Source organism: Lysobacter sp. Soil_C_59 (assembly GCF_057656415.1).
Genome location: NZ_JBDGKK010000003.1, coordinates 477,947 through 499,725 on the forward strand (window position 1 = coordinate 477,947; position 21,779 = coordinate 499,725).

A 21,779-nucleotide genomic window follows, 5' to 3' on the forward strand; every position below is an offset into this window, starting at 1 on the left:
CTACACCCTCACCGGCCTGTTCCGCGGCGTGGGAAGCAGCCCTGACGCCGCCGCACAGGCGCTGGCCGGGCTGAAGACCGGCGCATCGGCCGGCGAAGTCATCAAGGCCCTGAACCAGACACCGATCCAGTTCATCGACGGCAGCGCCCAGGTCAGCCCTGACAGCCTTGCCGTGCTCAGCCAGGCCGCCAAGGCGATCCAGGGCAGTGGCGGCGAGAAGCGGATCGAGATCACCGGGCCCGCCGGTGCCGGCGAGGATCTGGCGTTGTCGCAGCAGCGCGCAGAGGCGATCAAGGTGCAGTTGATCGTCAATGGGGTCAGTCCGGCTTCGATCGAGACCAGGGGGCATCCGGCCGGAGCGACCGACAGCGGAGCCAGCTTCCGGCTGCTGTAAGCGTTCCGGGTGCCCTAAGACGCTGGGTCCCCGCCTTCGCGGGGATGACGGGCGAGAAGGTCCATGGATTCCCGCCTTCGCGGGAATGACGATGTCCGGCGAAGGGGCGGAGCAATCCCCGGCCCGGCGGACGGCGCCACGCCGAAGCCCGGCGTCCGGCGAGCCCCACGCGGACCGCCAGGCCTGAACACCCCCAGCAGCCCCGCCCTGCGGGCCTTCCAAAACTACTAATTGCCCCCATCTTCGCCAGTCGATACGCTCCCCTGTTCGCCGTCGCATTACGCGAAGGCGACCTCCTCCCAGACAGGCAACCGATGGCGCTGGACTACATCCGCATCCGCGGCGCGCGGACGCACAATCTCAAGAACATCGATCTCGACCTGCCGCGCGACAAACTGATCGTGATTACCGGCCTGTCGGGCTCGGGCAAATCGTCGCTGGCGTTCGACACCATCTATGCCGAAGGACAGCGCCGCTACGTCGAGTCCCTCTCGGCCTACGCGCGTCAGTTCCTGTCGGTGATGGAGAAGCCCGATGTCGACCACATCGAAGGCCTCTCGCCGGCGATCTCGATCGAACAGAAGTCGACCTCGCACAACCCGCGATCGACCGTCGGCACGATCACCGAGATCTACGACTACCTGCGCCTGCTCTACGCACGCGTCGGCACCCCGCGCTGCCCCGACCACGGCTACCCCCTCGAGGCCCAGACCGTCAGCCAGATGGTCGACCAGGTCCTCGCCCTGGGCGAAACCGAAGAAGGGCGCGAACAGCGCTATATGCTGCTGGCACCGGTGATCCGCGAACGCAAGGGCGAGCACGCCCAGGTCTTCGAACAACTGCGCGCACAAGGCTACGTCCGCGTCCGCGTCGACGGAGAACTGTACGAGATCGACGCGGTGCCGCCGCTGGCGCTGCGCGTCAAGCACACCATCGAAGCCGTGATCGACCGCTTCAAGCCGCGCGAGGACATCAAGCAGCGCCTGGCCGAATCGTTCGAGACCGCCCTCAAGCTCGGCGACGGGATGGCCCAGGTGATGTCGCTCGACAACGCCGAAGCCGCCCCGCTGCTGTTCTCGTCCAAGTACAGCTGCCCGGTCTGCGACTACTCGCTGCCCGAACTCGAACCGCGCCTGTTCTCGTTCAACTCGCCGATCGGCGCCTGCCCGACCTGCGACGGCCTGGGCGTGGCGCAGTTCTTCGATCCCTCGCGCGTGGTCGTGCATCCGGAGCTGTCGCTCTCGGCCGGCGCCGTGCGCGGCTGGGACCGTCGCAACGCCTACTACTTCCAGCTGATCCAGTCGCTGGCCAAGCACTACAAGTTCGATGTCGACGCGGTCTGGCAGACGCTGCCGGAGAAGGTGCGGCAGGCCGTGCTGTTCGGCAGCGGCGAAGACCTGGTCACGTTCACCTACCTCACCGAGAGCGGCGGCCGCAGCCAGCGCAAGCATCGCTTCGAAGGCATCGTCCCCAACCTCGAACGGCGTTACCGCGAGACCGAATCGGCGGCGGTGCGCGAAGAGTTGGCGAAGTACATCAGCGAACGCGCCTGCACCGACTGCGGCGGCGCCCGCCTCAATCGTTCCGCGCGCAACGTCTTCGTTGCCGAACGCCCGCTGCCGCAGATCGTGGTGCTGCCGGTGGACGAAGCGCTGTCGTTCTTCAAGGGCCTCAACCTGCCCGGCTGGCGCGGCGAGATCGCGACCAAGATCGTCAAGGAAATCAGCGATCGCCTGCGCTTCCTGGTCGATGTCGGCCTGGATTACCTGACGCTGGAGCGCAAGGCCGATTCGCTGTCGGGCGGTGAAGCCCAGCGCATCCGTCTTGCCTCGCAGATCGGTGCCGGCCTGGTCGGCGTGATGTACGTGCTCGACGAACCGTCGATCGGCCTGCACCAGCGCGACAACGAGCGCCTGCTCGGCACGCTGACGCGCCTGCGCGACCTCGGCAACACCGTGATCGTGGTCGAACACGACGAAGACGCGATCCGCCTGGCCGACTACGTCGTCGACATCGGCCCCGGTGCCGGCGTGCACGGCGGCGAAGTCATCGCACAGGGCCAGCTCGCCGACCTGCTCAAGGCGCCGCGCTCGCTGACGGGTCAGTACCTCAGCGGCAAGAAGCGCATCGAGATCCCGGCCAAGCGTCACAAGCCCGATCCCAAGACCACCTTCCACCTGCGCGGCGCCACCGGCAACAACCTCAAGGATGTTGACCTCGCCGTGCCGAGCGGCCTGTTCACCGCCGTCACCGGCGTGTCGGGTTCGGGCAAGTCGACGCTGATCAACGACACCCTGTTCGCGATCGCCGCCAACGAACTCAACGGCGCCTCGCACACGCCGGCGCCGCACCGCGAGTACGAGAACATCGAGCTGTGGGACAAGGTCGTCGACATCGACCAGTCGCCGATCGGCCGCACGCCTCGCAGCAACCCGGCGACCTACACCGGCCTGTTCACGCCGCTGCGCGAATTGTTCGCACAGGTGCCTGAAGCGCGTGCGCGTGGTTACTCGCCGGGCCGCTTCAGCTTCAACGTCCGTGGCGGCCGCTGCGAGGCCTGCCAGGGCGACGGCCTGATCAAGGTCGAGATGCACTTCCTGCCCGACGTGTACGTCCCGTGCGACGTCTGCGGTGGCAAGCGCTATAACCGCGAGACGCTGGAAGTCCTCTACAAGGGCTACAACATCAACGACGTGCTGGAGATGACGGTCGAAGATGCGCTGGGCCTGTTCGAGGCGATCCCGGCGATCGCGCGCAAGCTCGAAACGCTGATGGACGTCGGCCTGAGCTACATCAAGCTCGGCCAGAGCGCGACCACGCTGTCCGGCGGCGAGGCGCAGCGCGTCAAGCTGTCGAAGGAACTGTCGCGGCGCGACACCGGCCGCACGCTCTACATCCTCGACGAGCCGACCACCGGCTTGCACTTCCACGACATCGAGCACCTGCTGGCCGTGCTGCACCGCCTGCGCGACGACGGCAACACCGTGGTCGTGATCGAGCACAACCTCGACGTGATCAAGACCGCCGACTGGGTCATCGACCTGGGCCCGGAAGGCGGCCACCGTGGCGGCACCATCCTCGCCACCGGCACGCCGGAGCACATCGCCAGCCTGACCCACTCCCACACCGGCCGCTTCCTCGCCCCGCTGCTCGGCGCGAAACCGGAAGCCGCCGGCAAGAAGACGAACAAGAAGAAAACCGCCGCATGAGCGACACCCCCGCTGTAAAGGGCGACCCGTCCAAAACGGGTCGCAGCACCGCACGCAAGCGCAAGCCGGCTGCAAAGAAGTCCGTCAAGACCAGCACTGACAAAATCCAGCCGGCAACCGCGCCTGCGGCGGAACCAGAGACATCGATGTCGCCCGCACCCGTCGCTCTGATCCGCGTGCCGATGTCGGTGCGCTGGCGCGACCTGGACGCGTTCAACCACGTCAACAATTCGAAATACCTGAGTTACCTCGAGGAAGCCCGCCTGCACTGGATGCTGTCGGTGCCGGGACAGGGCCTGGACGAGCACGTCGCCCCGGTCGTCGCCGCGGCCAACCTCAACTACCGTCGCCCGATCGAATGGCCGGCGCAAGTCGCCATCGAGCTGTTCGTCGACCGGCTCGGCAACAGCAGCGTCAGCATCGGCCACCGCATCGTCGATGCCGCCGATGACAGCGTGCTGTATTGCGACGGCAACGTGGTGATGGTGTGGATCGATCGAGGCAACGGTCGCGCCGCGCCGCTGCCCGAGGCCGTGCGCGAGGCCTGCTCGCAACACTGATGCCCGGGCGCCGCTCTCCAGCGAGAGCGGCGCATGTACCGGCTAGCGCTTCGCCTTGCTGGCCTTGGCCTTGACCGCCTTCGCCGGCTTGCCCGCCGCACCTTCAAGCGTGACCTTTGCCCACAGGTCGCCATTGTCGTCGGGGTGCACGTTCTGCACTTCGCGCCCGAAGCCGGGGAAGCGCTTGCCAAAGGCCTCGACGGCGATCAGGTACTTCACGATCGTGCCGCCCTTGGGGTCGACGCGTTCGCCAGGCATCAGCACCGGAATGCCCGGCGGATAAGGCACGATCATCAACGCCGCCACGCGGCCCGGCAGGTCGGCGATCCGGACTTCTTCGGTGGTGCCATGGATCAGCTGCTGATAGGCCTCCGAGGGCGTGAGCACCTGTTCCGACAAAACCTCGCCCGCTGCATTGGCCATGGCCTGAAGATCGAGTTCGGTCATGACCTGGTGCATCTGGTCGCACAGCTGCGGCAACGTCATGCCGCCATAGCGTTGCGGATAGGCGTGGACCAGTTCCGGCAGCGCCTCCTCGAGCGAGGCGTTGCGATCGTACAGGCGCTTGAACGCCATCAGCGTTTCCAGCAGCGTGCCCCACTTGCCCTGGGTGGTTCCCACGGAGAACAGCACCAGCACGGTGTAGTCGCCGGTGCGCGCGATCTCCTGGCGACGCGCATCGAGGAACTTCGACAGGATCGTGCCGGGAACGCCGCGCTTGGCGATCTTGCCCTTCGAATCGGTGCCCGGGCACAGAATGGTGACCTTGGTCGGATCGAGCATGCAGAAGTCGCCGGCCACGACCTCGTCGGGGATGCCGTGCCAGCTCTCGCCGGCGCGCAGCGTCCAGCATGCGGGGTCGTTGCACAGCACGTCGCTCGCCGCGTCGGCGAGGTCGACCTTCTTCTTGCCGACCGGCACCTGGTCGGGCTGGAACAGCGAGAAGAACCACTCGCCCTCTTCCTTGAAGCGTTTGTTGACCGAGGCCACGGCCTTGCGGAACTCGACCGCGTAACTGACCGTCTCGCGCAGCAGCGCGCTGCCCGACGGCTCGTCCATCATCGCGCTGGCGATATCCAGCGAGGCAATCAGCGGATAGAACGGCGAAGTCGTGCCGTGCATCATGAAGGCTTCCTTGAGGGGAGCCCATTCGACCTTGCCGCGCTCGCTGTTGCTGACGTGGATGTAGGACGCCATCGAGAACGCCGGCAACATCTTGTGCGTGGACTGCACGGCGAAAACCGTCGGCCGGTTCTTCATGTCGCGCGGCACGCCCATCGCGAAGCGGTGCTTGAACAGTGGATGGAACTTGCCGTAGGCGTACCAGGCTTCGTCAAAGTGCACGCGCGGCACGCTCGCGGCCAGCATCTCGGCGACCTTGTCGACGTTGTAGAGCATGCCGTCGTAGGTCGGATTGGTGACCACCGCGTGCACCGGCGCACTCGACTTCGCACCCTTGGCCAGCGGCGAATCAGCAACCAGCTTGTCGATGTGCGCCTTGGCGAAGCGCTTGGGCGGAATCAGCCCGATCATGCCGTAGCCGTTGCGGCTGGGCTGGAAATACACCGGCCGCGAACCGGCCAGCGTCATCGCATGGTTGAGCGACTTGTGGCAGTTGCGGTCGACCACCACCATCTCGTCGTTGCCGACCGCAGCCTGCACGACGATGCGGTTGGAGGCCGACGAGCCGGCCAGCACGTAGAAGGTCCAGTCGGCGCCGAACACCCGCGCTGCCATTCGCTGCGATTCCGCCGGCGGGCCTTCGATGTCCAGCCATGATCCCAGCTCGACATTGGAGATGCCGATGTCGGCGCGCATGATGTTCTCGCCGAAGAAGCGGTGGAACTCGGCGCCGGCCGGGTGCTTGAGGTACGCCGCGCCACCCATGTGGCCGGGCGCATCCCATTGGTAGGTACCCTCCTCGGTCAGCTTCTTCAGCGCCTTGAAGTACGGCGGCAGCATGCCGTTGTGGTAGTCGTCGATGGCGAACCGCACGCGCTTGGCGAAGAACTCCGGCGTCTCGCCGATCAGGTTGACGTATTCGCGCACTTCGCGGATCACGCTCATCGGCAGGTTGCGCGTGGTGACGCCGCGGCTGAGGAGGAAGATCGGGATTCGCAGCGACTTCTCGCGCACCGCACGGATGATCTCCAGCACCGCCTTCTCGCTCATGCCGGCGGTTTCACCCAGGTCCCAGTCGATCGCCACGCACGAGTAGGAGGCCGAACCCTGGGCGATGATCAGCCCGTCCTCGCAACTGTGGGCGCGCAGCACTTCGATGCCCTGGTCCTGGACAGCCTGCCCCAGTCGCGTCAGCGCCAGCGCATAGGCCGAGCCCTGGTCAGGGAGATCGGTGGTCACATACAACACCCAGGGGTTGGTCATGGACATGGCGATTCCTCTGTATGCCTGGCCCGGCTGGCACTGGCCAGCGGTAGGTGGCGAGCGGACGGTGACGGAACGTGCCGCGGGACTTCATCCCACGCGACGTCAATTCCAGATGAAACCTGCCGGCACCACGCCGGCAGTCATTCCTGCACGACGTAAGTGTAGAAGCGGATGCGACCTTCTTCGTGCACCTGGTAGACGCCCTGGACCTCATACGAGAACCCCGGGAACCGGTTGCAGTTCTCCTCGAACGCCAGGAAGTAGTCGATCATCGGCTGGGCCTTCGCGTCATAGCGTTCGCCGGGAATGATGATGCCGATGCCCGGTGGGTAGATAAGCGCCAGCGTCGCCGCGATCCGGCCCGACACCTCGCTCATCGGCACGAAGTCCACCTCGCCGCCGACCAGCGCCTCGTTCGCCTCGCGCGCTGACATCGCCTGTTCCGGGAACGACTCGTACCGGAAGCTGAGCCGTTGCAGCTCCTTGATGTTCTTGGCGACGAAGTAGTCGTGCATCTCCTGCGCAACCTGGCGCAGCGAGTAGTCGCGATAGCGCGCTTCGTTGCGCTGGTAAAGGCCGGGCACGACCGCTGCCAGCGGGCTGTCGGCCTCGTAGTGGTCGCGGAAGCGTTCGAGCGCGGCCAGCAGCATCGCCATCTTGCCCTCGCCCACCGCCGGGGTCATCAGGAACAGGATGCTGTAGAGATCGTTCTTCTCCGGGATGACATTGTTCTCGCGCAGGAAGTTGGCGAGGATCGTGGCCGGCACTCCCGTCTTGGCGTAGTTGCCGCTGGCCGCATCGATCCCGGCCGTGGTCAGCATCAGCTTGGTCGGGTCGACCATTGCCGCGTCTTCGCCCAGATTGCGGAAGCCGTGCCAGGACGCGCCCGGCGCCAGCTGCCAATAGGCCTGTTCGCGCGCCAGCACCTCGGTCGGCACGTCCTCCCAGGGCACGCTGCGACCCTGGTACTCGACCTTGTCCGGCACGAACGGATTGATGAAGCCCGCGAAGCGCTTGCGCACCGCCTTGCGGCCCTCGATGCCGAGCTTGACCATGTCGTCCCACAGCACGCGGCCTGCCTTGTCGGCGTGCATCTGCGCGTTGACGTCGAGGCTGGAGAACAGCGGATAGAACGGCGATGTCGATGCCTGCAGCATGAACATCTCGTTGAAGCGCTTGTGGTTGACCCGGAATGGCTTGTCGCGGATGTGCGCGTCACGCACGTGGATCTGCGAGGCCTGCGAGAAGCCGGCCAGCTGCTTGTGCGTCGACTGGGTGGCGATGACGCCCGGGGAATCGGCGTCCAGCTTGAGCCCCATGCTGAAGTGATCCTTCATCAGGGGATGGAACGCGCCAAACCCCGCCCAGGCCTCGTCGAAGTGGATGTACTCGCACAGGTGGCCGATCTTCTCCAGCACCTTGCGGGCGTTGTAGACGGTGCCGTCATAGGTGCACTGCTCGATGATCGCCACGCGGATCGGGCGCTCGCGCTTCCAGGCGTCGGTCCCGGCCAGGCGCGGGTGGTTCTTGAGCTTGTCGCGGATCGATGCCTCGTCGAATGCCGACCAGTCGATCGGACCGACCATGCCGAAGCCATTCCGGTCGGTCTCCAGGTAAATGGGAATCGCGCCGGCCATCATCAGCGCGCCGTGGTGGTTGGATTTGTGGTTGTTGCGGTCGAACAGCACGATGTCCTTGCTGCGCAGCAACGAGGTGTTGACCACCTTGTTGGACGACGACGTGCCGTTGAGGACGAAGTAGGTGCGGTCGGACTGGAACACCTTGGACGCGCCACGCTGCGCCGCCAGCGCGGGACCTTCGTGGATGAGCAGGTCGCCGAGCGCCACCATCGCGTTGCAGATGTCGTCGCGGAACACGTTCTCGCCCATGTGCTCGTAGAACAGACGGCCGACCGGATGGCGCATGAACATCTGCCCGCCCTGGTGGCCAGGGCAGGCCCAGGTGCGGTTGGCGTCGTAGTCGTACTTCATCAGTTCGCCGAAGAACGGCGTGCGCAGGCTCAGCGCGTAGCGCTCGATCGAGGCGACCAGCCGCTTCTCGTAGAAATCGCGGGTTTCCAGGTCGGCGATCAGCACGCCGTCGAGCGACTTCAGGAAGGGCTCGTCCAGCGCTTCGTCATCGCGGCCGCTGATCATGAAGATCGGCATGCGCAGGCCGCGCTCGTCGCGCGCATCCACCACTGCCTGGGCCCCTTCGCGGGCGACGATGATCGCGCCCAGGTCGGCACCGCCGCGAATCGCCTGCGGGATCTGTTCCAGGTCGATCGATGTCACCGGGAAGTGCAGCTCGTGCTCGATCACCTGGGCGACAACACCAGTGTGTTCGCCGACAACCAGGATGCGAAAGAAGCGTTCAAGGGGAATGCTCATGGGAGTCCTCTTCCTTGTCGTCTGGCAAGCAGATTGGCGGCCAGGGCACTGCTGGCGCTACAAGCTTCGAATCACTCCCCGCCGGCACCGCGGCATCCATCGGGCGCGCGTCGGCGGTCATCAGGTTGACGATGCTCGCACCGAACCATGTCACTTGCGAGCGTTTTGGCCGTGTGAAGGCGACCGTTCGCCTGCCCCGCCTTACGCGGGTCGTGACTTCACACGGAGATTACAAGCGCTATGAAAATCTCGCGGCGATCTCCACATGAACCGGGGGACGCATTGCCGCCAACGGGCCTTGTCCGCCACGTCCAAGGCACTGCCAGGTTCGAATCTCCGCCTCCGTTTCGCGCGCATCCATTTTCCTGCGCGTAGTTCCCGCCATTGCGCGAATCGAGAGCAGCACGACTTGCAACGCCTGAAGTTCCGATCCACCCAACGGAGCCTGTCATGAGCGAGTCCCATCAGAAAATGAATGTGTTCCAGCTGACCGTCATCACGCTGGTCAACATGATGGGCTCGGGCATCATCCTGCTGCCCAGCAAGCTGGCCGAGATCGGCACGATCACGATCTTCTCCTGGCTCTTCACCGCTGGCGGCTCGCTCGCCCTTGCCTACGTCTTCGCCCGCTGCGGCATGCTCAGCAAGAAACCCGGCGGCATGGGTGGCTATGCAGAGTACGCCTTTGGCAAGGGCGGCAACTACATGGCGAACTACACCTACGGATTGTCGCTGGTGATCGGCAACGTCGCCATCGGCGTCACCGCGGTGGGTTACGCCACCGTGCTGTTCGGCGCGACCCTGAGCCCGATGCAGACCTGCTTCTGGACCATCGTGCTGCTGTGGATCACGACGTTCGCCAACTTCGGCGGCGCCAGCATCACCGGCAAGATCGGTTCGGTCACGGTGTGGGGCGTCATCCTGCCGGTGGTGCTGATCTGCCTGATCGGCTGGTTCTGGTTCAGCCCGAGCACCTGGGCGGCTGCGTGGAACCCGCATGAGATGGGCTTCTGGTCCGCTGTCGGCAGTTCGATCTCGGTCACCCTGTGGGCGTTCCTCGGGCTTGAGTCGGCCTGCGCGAATGCCGACGCCGTCGAGAACCCCGAGAAGAACGTGCCCATCGCGGTGCTGGTCGCGACCATCGGCGCCGCCGCCGTCTACATCATTTCGACCAACGTCATTGCCGGCATGATCCCGAACGCGGTGCTGGCCAAGTCCAGCGCACCGTTCGGGCTTGCGTACGAGTACATGTTCAGCCCGATCGTCGGGCAGACCGTCACCGCGTTGATGGTCATCGCCTGCATCGGCTCGCTGCTGGGCTGGCAGTTCACCGTCGCCCAGGTGTTCAAGAGCTCGGCCGACGTCGGCTATTTCGTTTCGGTCTTCAGCAAGGTCACCAAGATCGGCACGCCAATCACCGGCATGCTGATCCTGCTGGCGGTGCAGACGGGCCTTGCACTGATGACGGCGAGCCCCGAACTGAGCGAGACGTTCGGCAAGGTTGTCAACCTGGCCGTTGTGACCAACCTGGTTCCCTACGTGATGTCGATGGCCGCCATCGTCACTATCCAGAACGTGGCCGGCATTCCGAAGGTCAAGGCAAGGATGACCAACGTCATCGCGCTGATCGCGACGCTCTACAGCTTCTATGCCCTCTACAGCTCCGGCACAGAAGCCATCGTGCTGGGCGGCATCTGCATCTTCCTGGGCTGGACCCTGTTCGGATTCTTCGCCGCCAACCGCTTCTATCGCATGGAGCAGGAAGCGCACATCCCGAACCCGGGCAAGTCGTTCCAGACCTGATCTCGGAGCCCCTCTCCTGCTTGAGAGGGGATGAGGTGAGGGTGAAACGGGCCGCGATGCGGCCCGTTTTCTTTTGCGTGCGCGGTCAGTGGGGGAGGAGGTTTTAGAAGCCTGAAGCAACGTCCTTGGATTCCCGCCTTCGCGGGAATGACGGAAAAGCAACGTCGCTGGGTTCCCGCCTTCGCGGGAATGACGGGTTGATGGGCGTCATCGGAGACCGGGAGATGAAATGCCGAAGCGTCGTTCGACGGGTCGGGGATTGATCCGCAGCGGGACATGGATGTCCCGCGCCCCGCATCGGACAGGATGTCCGACTAAGGGGCGGAGCAATCCCCGGCACGGCGGACGACGCCGCACCGCAGACGAAAGCCCAGACACACGCCTCAGTGCAGCTTAGCCCCCACCTTCACCGCCCTGCGCCCCACCAGTGCATAGAACGGGATGCTCAACAGCAGCACGACGAATGCATTGCGGTCCAGCTCCGCCGACTGCCCGAGGATCACCCCGCCGCAGTACACGCACGCCAGCAACCCCACCACACCCAGCAGCCAGCGACGCGAGGCGGTCAGGTCCAGCGTCATGTTGAGGCGCCACATGGCCACGACCGAATACACATACGGAATCACCATCAGCACGACCGTGGCGCTGGTAATGCGCGTGAACTGGTCGGCGACCGTCGGAGACACCGTCAGCACCAGCAACCCCGTCATCAGCACCCCGGTGATGATCAGGTTGCGCGCCGGCATCCCGCGCGCATTCTTCTCCGCGAACACCCGCGCGAACATCCCGTCCTCCGCCGCAGCCTGCGCCGACTGCGCCACGATCAGGATCCACCCGGTCAGCGCACCCGTCGCCTTCGCGATCGCCGCCAGCGAGATGATGATCGCCCCCCAGGGCCCCAGCATCACCCGCGCCGCATCCGCGAACGGCGCGTGCGAGGCCTTCAGCTCGGCATTGCTCAGCAACCCCATGATCACCGTGCAGCAAACAACATAGATCAACGTCGACACCACCAGTCCGATGATCGTCGCCAGCGGCACGTTGCGCCTGGGGTTCTCGATGACACCCGCCGACACCGCCGCGCTCTCCACGCCCAGGAAGGCCCACAGCGCGATCGACGCGCTGTGCAAGATGGCCGTCGACTCGGGGACGGAGCCGGGATTCCAGCCCGCCATGAACACTTCAGGGCGGAACCAGAACCACCCCAGCAGGCCGATCACCGCGATTGGCAGGATGCCGGCCACGGTGGTGATTGCAGCGAAGTGGCCGACCGCGTTGGCGCCGCGCAGGTTGAGCCAGATGAACACCCAGATCACCACCGCCGTGCAGACGCAGGAAAGCCACGGGTTCGCCAGCACCGGGAAGAACACCCCCAGGTAACCGGTCACCGACACCGCGATGGCGATGTTGCCGATGACATTGGCCACCCAGTACAGGAAGTTGGTCTGGAATGCCGCGAATGGGCCCAGATGGTCGCGCGCGTACGCGTACGGCCCACCCGCTTTCGGGTCGACCATGCCCAGATGCGCGAACACAAGACCCAGCGCGGAGGCCCCTATCGCGGCCGCGATCCAGCCAAAGATCGAAATGCTTCCGATCGAAGCCAGGCTGGCCGGCAACAGGAATATCCCGGTGCCGACCATGTTCGCCACTACGAGCGACGACGCCCCGAGCAGCCCCATCTTGCCGTTGCTGCCACCGTGCATCGTCGTCGCCTCAGCCTGTCGTCAGGCACTGCACGTAGTACTCGCCGTCCTCTACCTCGACGCCGTGCGTGTCGTGGCCGAAGCCCGGGAACGCCGCGTCCCAGCCCTGCAGCGACTTCAGGTAGCCAATGTGCGGGCCGTTGGCCGCGCCAGCGGATTCACCCGGCATCACCATCGGAATGCCCGGCGGATACGGCACGATGCTCGTCGCTACGGTGCGTCCGGCGAGCTTGGGCAACGGCACGCGTTCGACCCGGCCGAGGATCAGCTCCTGGTAGGCATCGGCCGGCGTGAGCTTGATGTCCGGCAAGTTGGAATAGGCCTTCTGCAGGTGCGCCGTCTGTCCACCCTTGCGCAGCTCGGCGAACATCTGGTCACCGAGGCCGCGCAGTCCCAGTCCCTCGTAGCGCTCCGGGTAGTCCTTCACCAGGTTCGGCATCACCCGCGCCAGCGACTGGTCCATGTCGTAGTCGCGCTTGAAGTCGAGCATCGCCGCCAACAGCGTGCTCCACTTGGCCTTGGTGATGCCGATCGAGAACAGGAACAGCACCGCGAAGTCGCTGGTTTTCTCGACCTCGATGCCGCGCGAATCCAGGTACGCGGTCAGCAGCGAAGCCGGGAAGCCCTGCTTCGCCAGCACACCGTCGTCGCCCATGCCAGGCGTCAGCACCGACACCTTGATCGGGTCGAGCATGCAGTAGTCGTCTTCGAGCTTGTCGAAGCCATGCCAGGTGTCGCCCGGATGCAGCACCCAGCACGACGGATCGGTCGCCAGCACTTCCGGCGGCGCGTCCTCGAAGGCGACGCGCTTGGCGCCGATCTTGACCTTGTCGGGGTTCCAGGTGCGGAAGAACCATTCCTTCTTCTTGGCGAAACCGGCGTTGATGCGACCCACGGTCTGGCGGAAGCTGATCGCCTCGTCGATGCTCTCGCGCGTCAAGGCCAGGCCACCGGCGCCGTCCATCATCGACGCGGCGATCTCGTTGGAGGCGATGATCGGATAGAACGGCGATGTCGAGCCGTGCATCATGAACGACTCGTTGAACCGCGCATGCGGAATCGGATCGCGACCATCACGCACGTGGATGTAGGACGCCTGCGAGAACGCAGCCAGCAGCTTGTGCGTGGAATGCGTGCTGAAGACCGTCGGCCCCTTGCGGTCGTGGTCGGTGGCCGGGCCATGCATCGCCAGGCGCCCGGCATAAAGCGGGTTGAAGCGGGCGTAGCCGAACCAGGCCTCGTCGAAGTGGACGCGATCGACCCAGCCGCCGAGCTGCTCGAGCACGCGCGTGGCGTTGTAGCAAAGGCCGTCATAGGTGGAGTTGGTCACCACCGCGAATACCGGCTGCTTGTCCTTGAGCCCCTTGCTGATCGGGATGGAGGCGATGGCCTTGGTCAGGTAGGCCTTGGCCAGGCGCTCCGGGTAGATCGGTCCGATCAGGCCGTAGCGGTTGCGCGACGGCACCAGGTACTGCGGCACGCCGCCGGTCATGGTCAGGCCATGCTCGATCGACTTGTGGCAGTTGCGGTCGCACAGCACGACCTTGTCGCGCGCGACGCAGGCCATGAAGATGATTCGGTTCGACGTCGAGGAGCCATTGGTGACCGTGTAGCTGCGGTCGGAGCCGAACACGGTGGAGATGTACTTCTCGCTGGCGCCGATCGGACCTGTGTGATCGAGCAGCGAACCCAGCTCGCCGACGCTGATCGACAAGTCGGTCTGGAAGACGTGCGCGCCGTAGAAGTCATGGAACGCGCGACCCGCCGGATGCTTCAGGAACGCGGTGCCACCGGTGTGGCCCGGTGTGTGCCAGGAATACTCGTGGACCTGGTTGAAGTTGTAGAGCGCACTGACCAGCGGCCCGAACAAGCCGCCGACGTACTTGCCCACCGCCGCCATCACGCGACCGCAGACGAAGGTGGACGTGTCCTGCAGCAGCCAGACCAGCTCGTCGATCGCCTGTACCAGCTCGATGGTCAGCGACTTGGCCTTGTCGCGCTCGGTCAGCAGGAAGATCGGCACGAACTCGTTGCGGGCGCGGATCGTGGTGATCAGGTCGATGGCGGCGGCGTTGCCTCGCTCCTTGCCTTCCTCGTCGGGCAGTGACCAGTCGATCAGCATCGCCTGGATCGAGGCATCGGAGATGATGGTCGCGCGCGCGTCCTCGACGTGCGTGGCGGTGACGGTCTCGACGTTGCGGTCGTGGAACTCGTCAACCAGCATCTTGCAGGCCCGTCCACCGGCAGTGTCGGTACCGATCTTCGGGTGAACGATGAGGACGCGGAACTTCTGACGCTGGGCGCGACGCTGAAGCATGGCAATGCACTCCTGGCTCACGGATAGGACGCGACCTGCCCGCGTCCGGCGAATGTCGGTGGTCCTTGTCGCGCCGTCAGGTCAGGTGTGCGCGCCCCTCATCAGGGGTTGAGGTCGTAGCGGAGCGTTACCTGCACGCGTTGTGCTTCGCCGTCGTTGTCGTTGAGGTCGGTGTTCTTGCCCCACAGGTATTCGGCACCGAGCATGGCCCGTTCGGAGAACTGCCAGGCCAGGTTGAGCGATGCGAACCGGGTGCTCTTGGGCAGGCTCGGATCGATCAGCATGTCCTCGTCCGGATCGATCCGCAGGTAGCCGTAGGACGCGCTCGAACTGACGTTGTCGGACCAGCCATGGGTGTAACCCAGGCCCCAGCCACCGGCATCGATGGCCTTCAGGTCGGTATTGGCGTTGAATGCGGCATCCAGCCCGAACCCGGAGATGTCCTGCAGGAAGTTGGCGTAGCCGGAGCCGTAGCTGGCCCAGGCCTGGACGCTGTCGTTGTCGAACAGGCCGGCGGCAAAGCTGAGTTGGGTGGCGTAGGCATCGGTGTTGCGCTGCTCGTCGCCGATCGCGCTCTGCACGCCCAGGTCGCGGAACAGGTTGGCCCACTGGATGTGCCAGTCCGGGGTTTCCCAGCGCAGGCCGAGGGTCAGGTCGGGAATGCGCGAATAGGTTTCGAAATCACCGATCTGGGCGATGTCGGCGTTCGGCTTCTCAATCGACATCGGCACGGTCAGCTTGCCTTCGCCCGCGCGGTACACGATCGGCGAATAGCGCACCTGCGGCGTGTACTTGAAGGTGAAGGAGTTCGGCCCCTCGTAATCAAGGGTGTTCGGGAAGGCGTCGATGTCGGTGAACGCGGACAGGTAGTAGCCGGCGATCAGCGAGTAGTCCTTCGCTTCCAGTTCGCCGTACAGGTACTGCATGTTGTACGGCATGTCGCCGCTGCCACTGCCGAAGAAGTTGTTCTTGTAGACCACCTTCAGCAGGCCGTAGTCGGTCTGGCGACGGAAGTCGAGGCGGAACACACTCTGCTTGGCGCTCAGGTTGCTGCGCGAGTCCGAATCGTGGAACGGCTGTCCCTGCACCGGGATCGACGAAGGCACGAACAGGTCCTTGGCGCCCATGAACTTGTTGTCGAACATCATGTCGAACTGAGCGACGACGTCGATCTTGATCAGGTTGCCGGTGTCGCCGAGCTGGACATAGCCCTCGGGCAGCGGCTCTGCCGTTGCCGGCAATGCCGACGGCGGCCGATGGATGCGCGTCTCTTCAGGCGTTGGCCCGGTTGCCGAGGCGACCAGCGGTGCCGATGGAGCGGCCGGAGTCGGTGCCGGCGGCGGCGCTGCACTGGCCTGCGCCGCCTCCTTCGATTCCAGTTCGTCCAGGCGCTGCTGCATCCTCTGCATCATCTGCTGCTGCTGTTGCAGCTGCTGACGCATTTGGGAAAGTTCGGCCTTCAGTTGCTCGGCCGAGGCGGTTGACTGGGCTTGCGCAGGCAGCGAGGAAAATGCAGCACAGGCTGCGACTGCTACGGCCAGCGAGGAAGCTGCGAAATCATGTCGCATGATCCTTTCCCTCCCACTGTGGGTCGCCTGGTTGGCAGCGCGAGCACCAACGTTAATGCGGCCTAACGTGAAGCGACCGTGATGCTCCGGCAAGCTGCCCTGCACGCTGATTTCACATTTGACGACAATTCACATCCGGGCGACTCACATCCAGGATCTGTCGCCGGTGAACTCGATGGTCAGCCAGAACTGCGGCCGGTCGGCGCCGAGGCGCGCGGCGATGTCCCGGCGGATCGCGTCGACGCGCGCAATCGGCCCGATCTGGTGGTCGGCTGGCACCAGGATCAGGATCTCCACGAACCTGCCCCGCCCCACCTTCGCCACGTGGCTGGAGTACTCCAGGAACCCGTGCTCGGCGACGACCGCGTCCATGACCTGCTTGACCTCGCGATCGAGGTCCCCCGGCGCGACTTGCAGGACTTCACGGATCGCGCGCCAGGTCGATCGCATCGGCACGGCCAGCATCGCCAGCGCGATGCAAAGCAGGATCGCCGGGTCGATGTAGGGCACCCACGCTTCATGGCCACTGCGCTTCATCGACACGGCGACGCCGAACCCCAGCAACAGGGCCAGGCTGAGTGAGCCGCTGACAAGCCAGGCGCGCGCATCAAGCGCCAGCAAATTCGACCCGAGCCGACGCGCGTGGCCGCGCATGTAAGCCGACATGCCCATGCCGACGATGCACAGCACGCCCGCCCAGATCGCGCCCAGGCCGTACGACACCTCGTTGCCACCGGAGGTCAGGCCGATGATCGCGGTGAACGCCGCATACAGACACGACAACGCCAGCGTGGCACCACCAAACGCCTCGACCATCGGCTCCAGGTGCCAGTAACCAAACTGGAAGCGACGACTGCCCTCGAAGGCCACCAGCCGCGACACGCTCAGCGATGCCACCGTCAGCACGACGTCGACCAGGCTGTACATGCCATCGAAGATGATCGCGTCGGAATTGACCAGCAGCCCGCTGGCGATGCCGACGACGCCGACGACAATGGTGATCGCGATGGAAAGCTTGAGGAGGCGCTGCTCGGGGCGGGTGTCCATCGAATCTCCGTGGTGGTGCGGAGTCGGATCGTGGCATGTGCCCGGATTGTGTTGCACCCGGCCGTGACGCCAGTGTCGGTGCCGCCGATGTCCCGCTATTCGCCCGCGGAGCGGACCACGAACTCGCCGAGCAGCTTGCCGCCGTCCTTCAGGGCGAACTCGACCGCGACCTTGCTGCCAGGCTTCAGCGTCGCGCCCGGCTGCATCAGCATCAGGTGCATGCCACCGGGCTTGAGCACGGCGGACTCGCCCGCGCCGATGCGCAACTCCGGCAGCGCACGCATGCGACTGACACCGTCGACGACCCGGGTCTCGTGCAGCGACACATCGCCGAAGGCGACGCTGCTGACGGCGACTATTGTCATCGGCCTGGCGCACGGATTCTCGATGCGACCGAAGCCGGCCATCATCGGCATCGCCATCGGCGGCATGCGCACCCAGCCATCGCGCACGACCGGCGTGCACTCAGCTGCAAGCGCAGACGAGGAAGACAAGGCGGCGAGCAGGGCCAGTAACCCCAGGCGGAAGCGTGATGCGTTCATGGGCCTATGATACTTCCCACATGCTGAAGGAGTCGCCGATGAAGCATCCGCTCTCGCTGCTTGCCCCGGCTTGCTTGGTGGCCGCCTGCTCCCTCGCCGCCTGCTCGGGGTCCAAGGCACCACCGGCCAGCGGCAGCGCCTCCGCCCCGGCACCGGCGACCACCCGGCAAGGCGCCGAGGGTGGCGATGCCACGACGACCCGGCTGACGGTCTACAGCGGCGGCTACGACCAGCTGGCCAACAGCGGTGTCCCGCAGGCCGGCATGCCCGGGTACGCACTGGTCGACCGCAAGCTGCAGCGCACGCTCAAGCAAGGCGAGAACGCGATAACCGCCGACGACGTTCCGCCGTCGATGGACGTGGAGGCCGCGTCGCTGCGACCACTGACGGATGGCATCGGCATCGTCGGCCAGCGTTATGTCGCTGCACTGTCGGGTACCGAAGACGTGCTCGCGCAGGCCATTGGCAACAAGGTCACCGTCGAGCACACCGCCGGCGGTTCCAGGCAGACCGACAGCGGAACGCTGCTGTCTGCCGGCGACGGCCTGACGCTCGCGCTGGATGACGGCGGCATCAAGGTGATCCGCAACTACGACAGCTTCAGCCTCGTCGACGGGGAAACACGCCTGCCGCGCCACGCCGCGCTGCAATGGACGGTGGCCGCGCCCACGGCCGGTGACGCCGATTTCCAGCTGAGCTATCCGATGGGCGGCATGGCCTGGCGCGCGGAGTACCTGGCAAGGCTTGCCAAGGGCGACGGCTGCCAGCTCGCACTCGATGGTGCGGCGCTGATCGCCAATCGCTCCGGAGTGACGTTCGATGGCGCCGCAGTGAGCCTGGTCGCCGGCGAACCGAATGTTGAGCGGATACAGGTCACAGGTAGTCGGGTGACGATGGACCGCATGGAGATGTCGGCAGCGGCACCGGCGCCACCGCCGGAACCGACCTCGCGCGAGTCCGGCGAATACCACGCCTATGATCTTCCCGGCCGGGTGCGTCTGGCCCATGGCAGCAACGAGCGCGTGCCGCTGTTCGCGCCCCGGCCGTCGATCGCGTGCGAGCGTGCCTATGTGGTCGAGGCAGACGGCGGCGGCTGGGTACCACCGCAACCGGTGATCGAACCTTCGTTCCGTGGCGCGACCGGCGTGCTGCCTGTGACCACGACGGTCTCCATCAAGAACTCCAGGGAGGCCAGTCTCGGCCAACCGCTGCCGGCAGGCCGCGTGCGTGCCTTCGTCGATGACGACTTCCTCGGCGAATCCATGCTTCCGCATACGGCCACCGGCGAAGAAATCCGCCTCCAGCTCGGCAAAGCCTTCGACCTGCGTGCAAAGCGCGAGCCCAGGGACTTCCGCCTCGATCGCGCCGGCCGCACCATCACCGAGACGATTGAACTGACCTTGACCAACGGCAAGAAGACCGCGGCTACCATTCGCGTGATCGAGCCGCTGCCGCGCTGGAGCGACTGGGAGCTGGTAGCCAGCAGCGTGCCTGGCAAGAAGAAAGACGCCCAGCACGCGGAATTCGAAGTCCCGGTCGCGGCCGAGGGCGAAACCACGCTCACCTACACCGTGCGCTACCGCTGGAGCAAGGACGTCACCCCATGAGACCTTGCATCATCACTATTCAATGAGCCCCACGCCATGAGCATGATCCAGACCCATTCCGCCGACGGCATCGTGGAGATCCAGCTGGCGCGCGCGCCGGTCAACGCGCTCAACCCGGAGCTGTGCAATCAGCTCACCGCCGCGATCGGCAAGGCTGTCGCCGACGGTGCGCAGGGCCTGATCCTCAGCGGCAGCCCGAAGGTGTTCTCGGCCGGCCTCGACGTGCCCTACCTGGTCTCGCTCGGCAACGACCGCGATGCGCTGATGTCGGCCTGGGAGTCGTTCTTCTTCGCCGCACGCACCCTGGCCGAGTGCCCGGTGCCTGTGGTGGCCGCGATCGGCGGCCACGCCCCCGCCGGTGGCTGCGTGCTGGCACTGTGCTGCGACTACCGCGTGATGGCGCGCAGCGAAGACCCGGCCAAGCCGTTCCGCATCGGCCTCAACGAAACCCAGGTCGGACTGGTCGTGCCGGTCGGCATCCTTCGCCTGATGCAGCGCGTGGTCGGCATCTACCAGGCCGAGCGCCTGGTCGTGGCCGGTGAGATGGTCGCCGCCGATCGAGCCCATCGCCTCGGCCTTGTCGACGAACTGGTCGACATCGATGAGGTGGTTACGCGTTCGCGCGAGTGGCTCGCATCGCTGTTGGCGCTGCCGCAGCCGGTGATGCGCCAGACCCGCGCCATCGCCCGCGCCGACGTGGTCGCCGCGTTGCATCCGGACCAGATCCAGCTGCCGCGCTTCATCGATGCCTGGAGCGACCCGGCCACGCAGGCAGCGCTGCAGGCGCTGGTGGCGCGCCTGGGCAAGTAATCCGGCGAAGGTGGCGGCCCAGCGCCGCCACCCTCACCTCGGAACAGTTACAGCAGCCAGATCTCGACACGCTCGTTGCGCAGGCGCGCGCGGGCATCCGCCGGTGCCTTCAACGGCACCTGTGCGCCCATGCCACGTGCATGCAGCACCGGCAGTCCCAGCGCCATCAACTCGTGCGCGACCAGGTCGGCACGGTCGTTGCTCATCATCATCGTGGCTGCCACCGACGAGCTGGTGCCGACATCGGCGAAGCCAACCACCAGCAACTGCCGCCCCTGGTTCACCGGCATTTTCATGAAGGCAGCCAGGCGCTCGATGTCGCGCACCGAGCGGCTGTCGTACACGCTGCTGGCCACGCCGCTGTCGTTGTTGCCGGTGAAGTTGAAGCGCAGGCTGAGCGGAAGACGCATGGCATTGCCGATCAGCGCCTTGTACTCGGCGGGACCGAACAGCGACGGCGGCTTGTAGCCCGGCCGCAAAGTCACGCCCAGGTGACCTGCCGAGGCGACTGCGTCCTGGCCGTGCTGGCCCATCGCATACAGCGCGAAGCTGCGGGCCAGTGCGCCCATCATCTGACTGCCGTAGATGTACAGACGGCGCATCAGCGGATAGTCCTCGCTGAGCACGTTCAAGCGCGTGGGTGCGACGGCACGGCCGCCTTCAGCGATCGCCAACGGCTTGACGCCCGCGCCCCAGCGCTGGCGCAGCGTGATGAAGCCGATTGCCTGCGGGTCGGCCGCAACGGCGTCCAGCAGCGCCGGTCCGTCGGGGTGCTCGCGACTCATGCCATAGGCGCTGCCCGCCATCACCTGCTCATCGACGAGGTCGCGCGCGGAGTTCGCACCCGTCACCATCTGCAGGCGCACCGGGCCCGGTCGACCACCGACCTCGCGCCAGTCGCGGATCTGTCCGGAGAACAGCCGACGCATCTGTGCGATGTCCAGCCGCCTGACCGGATTGTCGCGATGGACCACGACCGCGACCCCGTCGAGCGCCAGCACGAACTCCTGGTCGTGCGAGGCCAGGTCGCCGAGCTGCCAGCCCTCATCGAGTTCGGCGGTGGTCGGCCGCCGCGTCATCATCGCGATCTGCGCCTCACCGGCGACCAGGTCGGCGAACCCCTGCGCCGTGTTGCTGCCTGCGATCTCGACGATCAGCGGCTGGCCGTCGCGAACGGCGTGGATCTCGGTCGTCGCCGGCGCCGCCTGCACACGGCGGATGTCCTGATAGCCGATGTCGCGCAACCACGCTTCGGCCACTGTCGGCACCAGCCGTGCGCCCAGCGTCTGCGAACCGTGGATGCGCACCCGCTCGGCATCCACCTGCGCCTGCGCCATCGCGCATGTTCCAAGAAGCAGCAAACCCCACACAATCCGTGCGATACGTGACATCGCGCACGCCCCCAATGCGAAAACACGCAAGCATCGGGAGCTTCGAT

Annotated in this window: 13 protein-coding genes and 1 pseudogene; 6 read left to right on the forward strand and 8 right to left on the reverse strand. The window is 65.6% G+C overall.

Annotated elements, in window-relative coordinates; translation table 11 throughout:
- Positions 1-28 precede the first annotated feature (28 nt).
- From AC3A3Q_RS08915 to AC3A3Q_RS08925, 3 genes and pseudogenes are all read left to right on the forward strand, one after another.
- Entirely contained in the window at positions 29-394 is a 366-nt protein-coding gene (locus AC3A3Q_RS08915) for an OmpA family protein (RefSeq protein WP_487585980.1), read from the forward strand.
- A 314-nt stretch (positions 395-708) separates the two neighbouring features.
- Positions 709-3,585 (forward strand): annotated as a pseudogene (uvrA, locus tag AC3A3Q_RS08920) (excinuclease ABC subunit UvrA); the annotation flags it as partial.
- A 164-nt stretch (positions 3,586-3,749) separates the two neighbouring features.
- A complete protein-coding gene (locus AC3A3Q_RS08925; RefSeq protein ID WP_487585903.1) occupies positions 3,750-4,163 on the forward strand; it encodes an acyl-CoA thioesterase in 414 nt (137 codons plus the stop codon).
- Between the two features lie 42 nt (positions 4,164-4,205).
- On the opposite strand, the gene AC3A3Q_RS08930 is transcribed toward AC3A3Q_RS08925, so the two are convergent.
- On the reverse strand, positions 4,206-6,554 hold the full coding sequence (locus AC3A3Q_RS08930; RefSeq protein WP_487585904.1) for an Orn/Lys/Arg family decarboxylase: 2,349 nt from the start codon (positions 6,552-6,554) through the stop codon (positions 4,206-4,208).
- A gap of 137 nt (positions 6,555-6,691) precedes the next feature.
- Positions 6,692-8,941 (reverse strand): ornithine decarboxylase, encoded by a 2,250-nt coding sequence (speC, locus tag AC3A3Q_RS08935; RefSeq protein ID WP_487585905.1) that lies wholly within the window; start codon positions 8,939-8,941, stop codon positions 6,692-6,694.
- Between the two features lie 450 nt (positions 8,942-9,391).
- Between speC and potE the strand changes: the two genes are divergently transcribed.
- A complete protein-coding gene (gene potE / locus AC3A3Q_RS08940; protein ID WP_487585906.1) occupies positions 9,392-10,744 on the forward strand; it encodes a putrescine-ornithine antiporter in 1,353 nt (450 codons plus the stop codon).
- 383 nt (positions 10,745-11,127) lie between these two features.
- Here the strand turns inward: potE and AC3A3Q_RS08945 are convergent, their stop codons facing one another.
- The 5 genes from AC3A3Q_RS08945 to AC3A3Q_RS08965 all read right to left on the reverse strand — a co-directional run bounded on the left by AC3A3Q_RS08945 (position 11,128) and on the right by AC3A3Q_RS08965 (position 17,924).
- Positions 11,128-12,450, reverse strand: coding sequence for an amino acid permease (locus tag AC3A3Q_RS08945; protein ID WP_487585907.1), 1,323 nt, complete (start codon positions 12,448-12,450; stop codon positions 11,128-11,130).
- A gap of 10 nt (positions 12,451-12,460) precedes the next feature.
- Positions 12,461-14,767, reverse strand: a complete 2,307-nt coding sequence (locus AC3A3Q_RS08950; protein ID WP_487585908.1) for an Orn/Lys/Arg family decarboxylase — start codon at positions 14,765-14,767, stop codon at positions 12,461-12,463.
- Positions 14,768-14,868: 101 nt separating this feature from the next.
- Positions 14,869-16,209 carry a DcaP family trimeric outer membrane transporter gene (locus AC3A3Q_RS08955; RefSeq protein WP_487585909.1) on the reverse strand — a complete coding sequence of 447 codons (1,341 nt, stop codon included), beginning with the start codon at positions 16,207-16,209 and terminating at the stop codon, positions 14,869-14,871.
- A 270-nt stretch (positions 16,210-16,479) separates the two neighbouring features.
- Positions 16,480-17,382: a cation diffusion facilitator family transporter gene (locus tag AC3A3Q_RS08960; RefSeq protein ID WP_200605789.1), complete on the reverse strand. Its 903-nt coding sequence runs from the start codon at positions 17,380-17,382 to the stop codon at positions 16,480-16,482.
- Between the two features lie 95 nt (positions 17,383-17,477).
- Positions 17,478-17,924, reverse strand: coding sequence for a copper chaperone PCu(A)C (locus tag AC3A3Q_RS08965; protein ID WP_487585910.1), 447 nt, complete (start codon positions 17,922-17,924; stop codon positions 17,478-17,480).
- Between the two features lie 38 nt (positions 17,925-17,962).
- Between AC3A3Q_RS08965 and AC3A3Q_RS08970 the strand changes: the two genes are divergently transcribed.
- Together AC3A3Q_RS08970 and AC3A3Q_RS08975 are read left to right on the forward strand one after the other, a co-directional pair.
- Complete coding sequence (locus AC3A3Q_RS08970) at positions 17,963-19,531, forward strand: DUF4139 domain-containing protein (protein ID WP_487585911.1); 1,569 nt, start codon at positions 17,963-17,965, stop codon at positions 19,529-19,531.
- A 42-nt stretch (positions 19,532-19,573) separates the two neighbouring features.
- A complete protein-coding gene (locus tag AC3A3Q_RS08975; RefSeq protein ID WP_487585981.1) occupies positions 19,574-20,341 on the forward strand; it encodes an enoyl-CoA hydratase/isomerase family protein in 768 nt (255 codons plus the stop codon).
- A 47-nt stretch (positions 20,342-20,388) separates the two neighbouring features.
- Here AC3A3Q_RS08975 and AC3A3Q_RS08980 read toward each other — a convergent pair whose 3' ends face one another.
- The gene (locus tag AC3A3Q_RS08980; protein ID WP_487585912.1) at positions 20,389-21,678 is read right to left on the reverse strand and encodes a substrate-binding domain-containing protein; all 1,290 of its coding nucleotides are present in this window, start codon (positions 21,676-21,678) and stop codon (positions 20,389-20,391) included.
- Positions 21,679-21,779 lie beyond the last annotated feature (101 nt).

Excerpts from the sequence above, each read along its gene's own strand:
- AC3A3Q_RS08925 (WP_487585903.1), top strand. The coding sequence starts at position 3,750 with ATGTCGCCCGCACCCGTCGCTCTGATCCGCGTGCCGATGTCGGTGCGC.
- AC3A3Q_RS08930 (WP_487585904.1), bottom strand. The coding sequence starts at position 6,554 with ATGTCCATGACCAACCCCTGGGTGTTGTATGTGACCACCGATCTCCCT.
- speC (WP_487585905.1), bottom strand. The coding sequence starts at position 8,941 with ATGAGCATTCCCCTTGAACGCTTCTTTCGCATCCTGGTTGTCGGCGAA.
- potE (WP_487585906.1), top strand. The coding sequence starts at position 9,392 with ATGAGCGAGTCCCATCAGAAAATGAATGTGTTCCAGCTGACCGTCATC.
- AC3A3Q_RS08945 (WP_487585907.1), bottom strand. The coding sequence starts at position 12,450 with ATGCACGGTGGCAGCAACGGCAAGATGGGGCTGCTCGGGGCGTCGTCG.
- AC3A3Q_RS08950 (WP_487585908.1), bottom strand. The coding sequence starts at position 14,767 with ATGCTTCAGCGTCGCGCCCAGCGTCAGAAGTTCCGCGTCCTCATCGTT.
- AC3A3Q_RS08955 (WP_487585909.1), bottom strand. The coding sequence starts at position 16,209 with ATGCGTCAGCAGCTGCAACAGCAGCAGCAGATGATGCAGAGGATGCAG.
- AC3A3Q_RS08960 (WP_200605789.1), bottom strand. The coding sequence starts at position 17,382 with ATGGACACCCGCCCCGAGCAGCGCCTCCTCAAGCTTTCCATCGCGATC.
- AC3A3Q_RS08965 (WP_487585910.1), bottom strand. The coding sequence starts at position 17,924 with ATGAACGCATCACGCTTCCGCCTGGGGTTACTGGCCCTGCTCGCCGCC.
- AC3A3Q_RS08970 (WP_487585911.1), top strand. The coding sequence starts at position 17,963 with ATGAAGCATCCGCTCTCGCTGCTTGCCCCGGCTTGCTTGGTGGCCGCC.
- AC3A3Q_RS08975 (WP_487585981.1), top strand. The coding sequence starts at position 19,574 with ATGATCCAGACCCATTCCGCCGACGGCATCGTGGAGATCCAGCTGGCG.
- AC3A3Q_RS08980 (WP_487585912.1), bottom strand. The coding sequence starts at position 21,678 with ATGGCGCAGGCGCAGGTGGATGCCGAGCGGGTGCGCATCCACGGTTCG.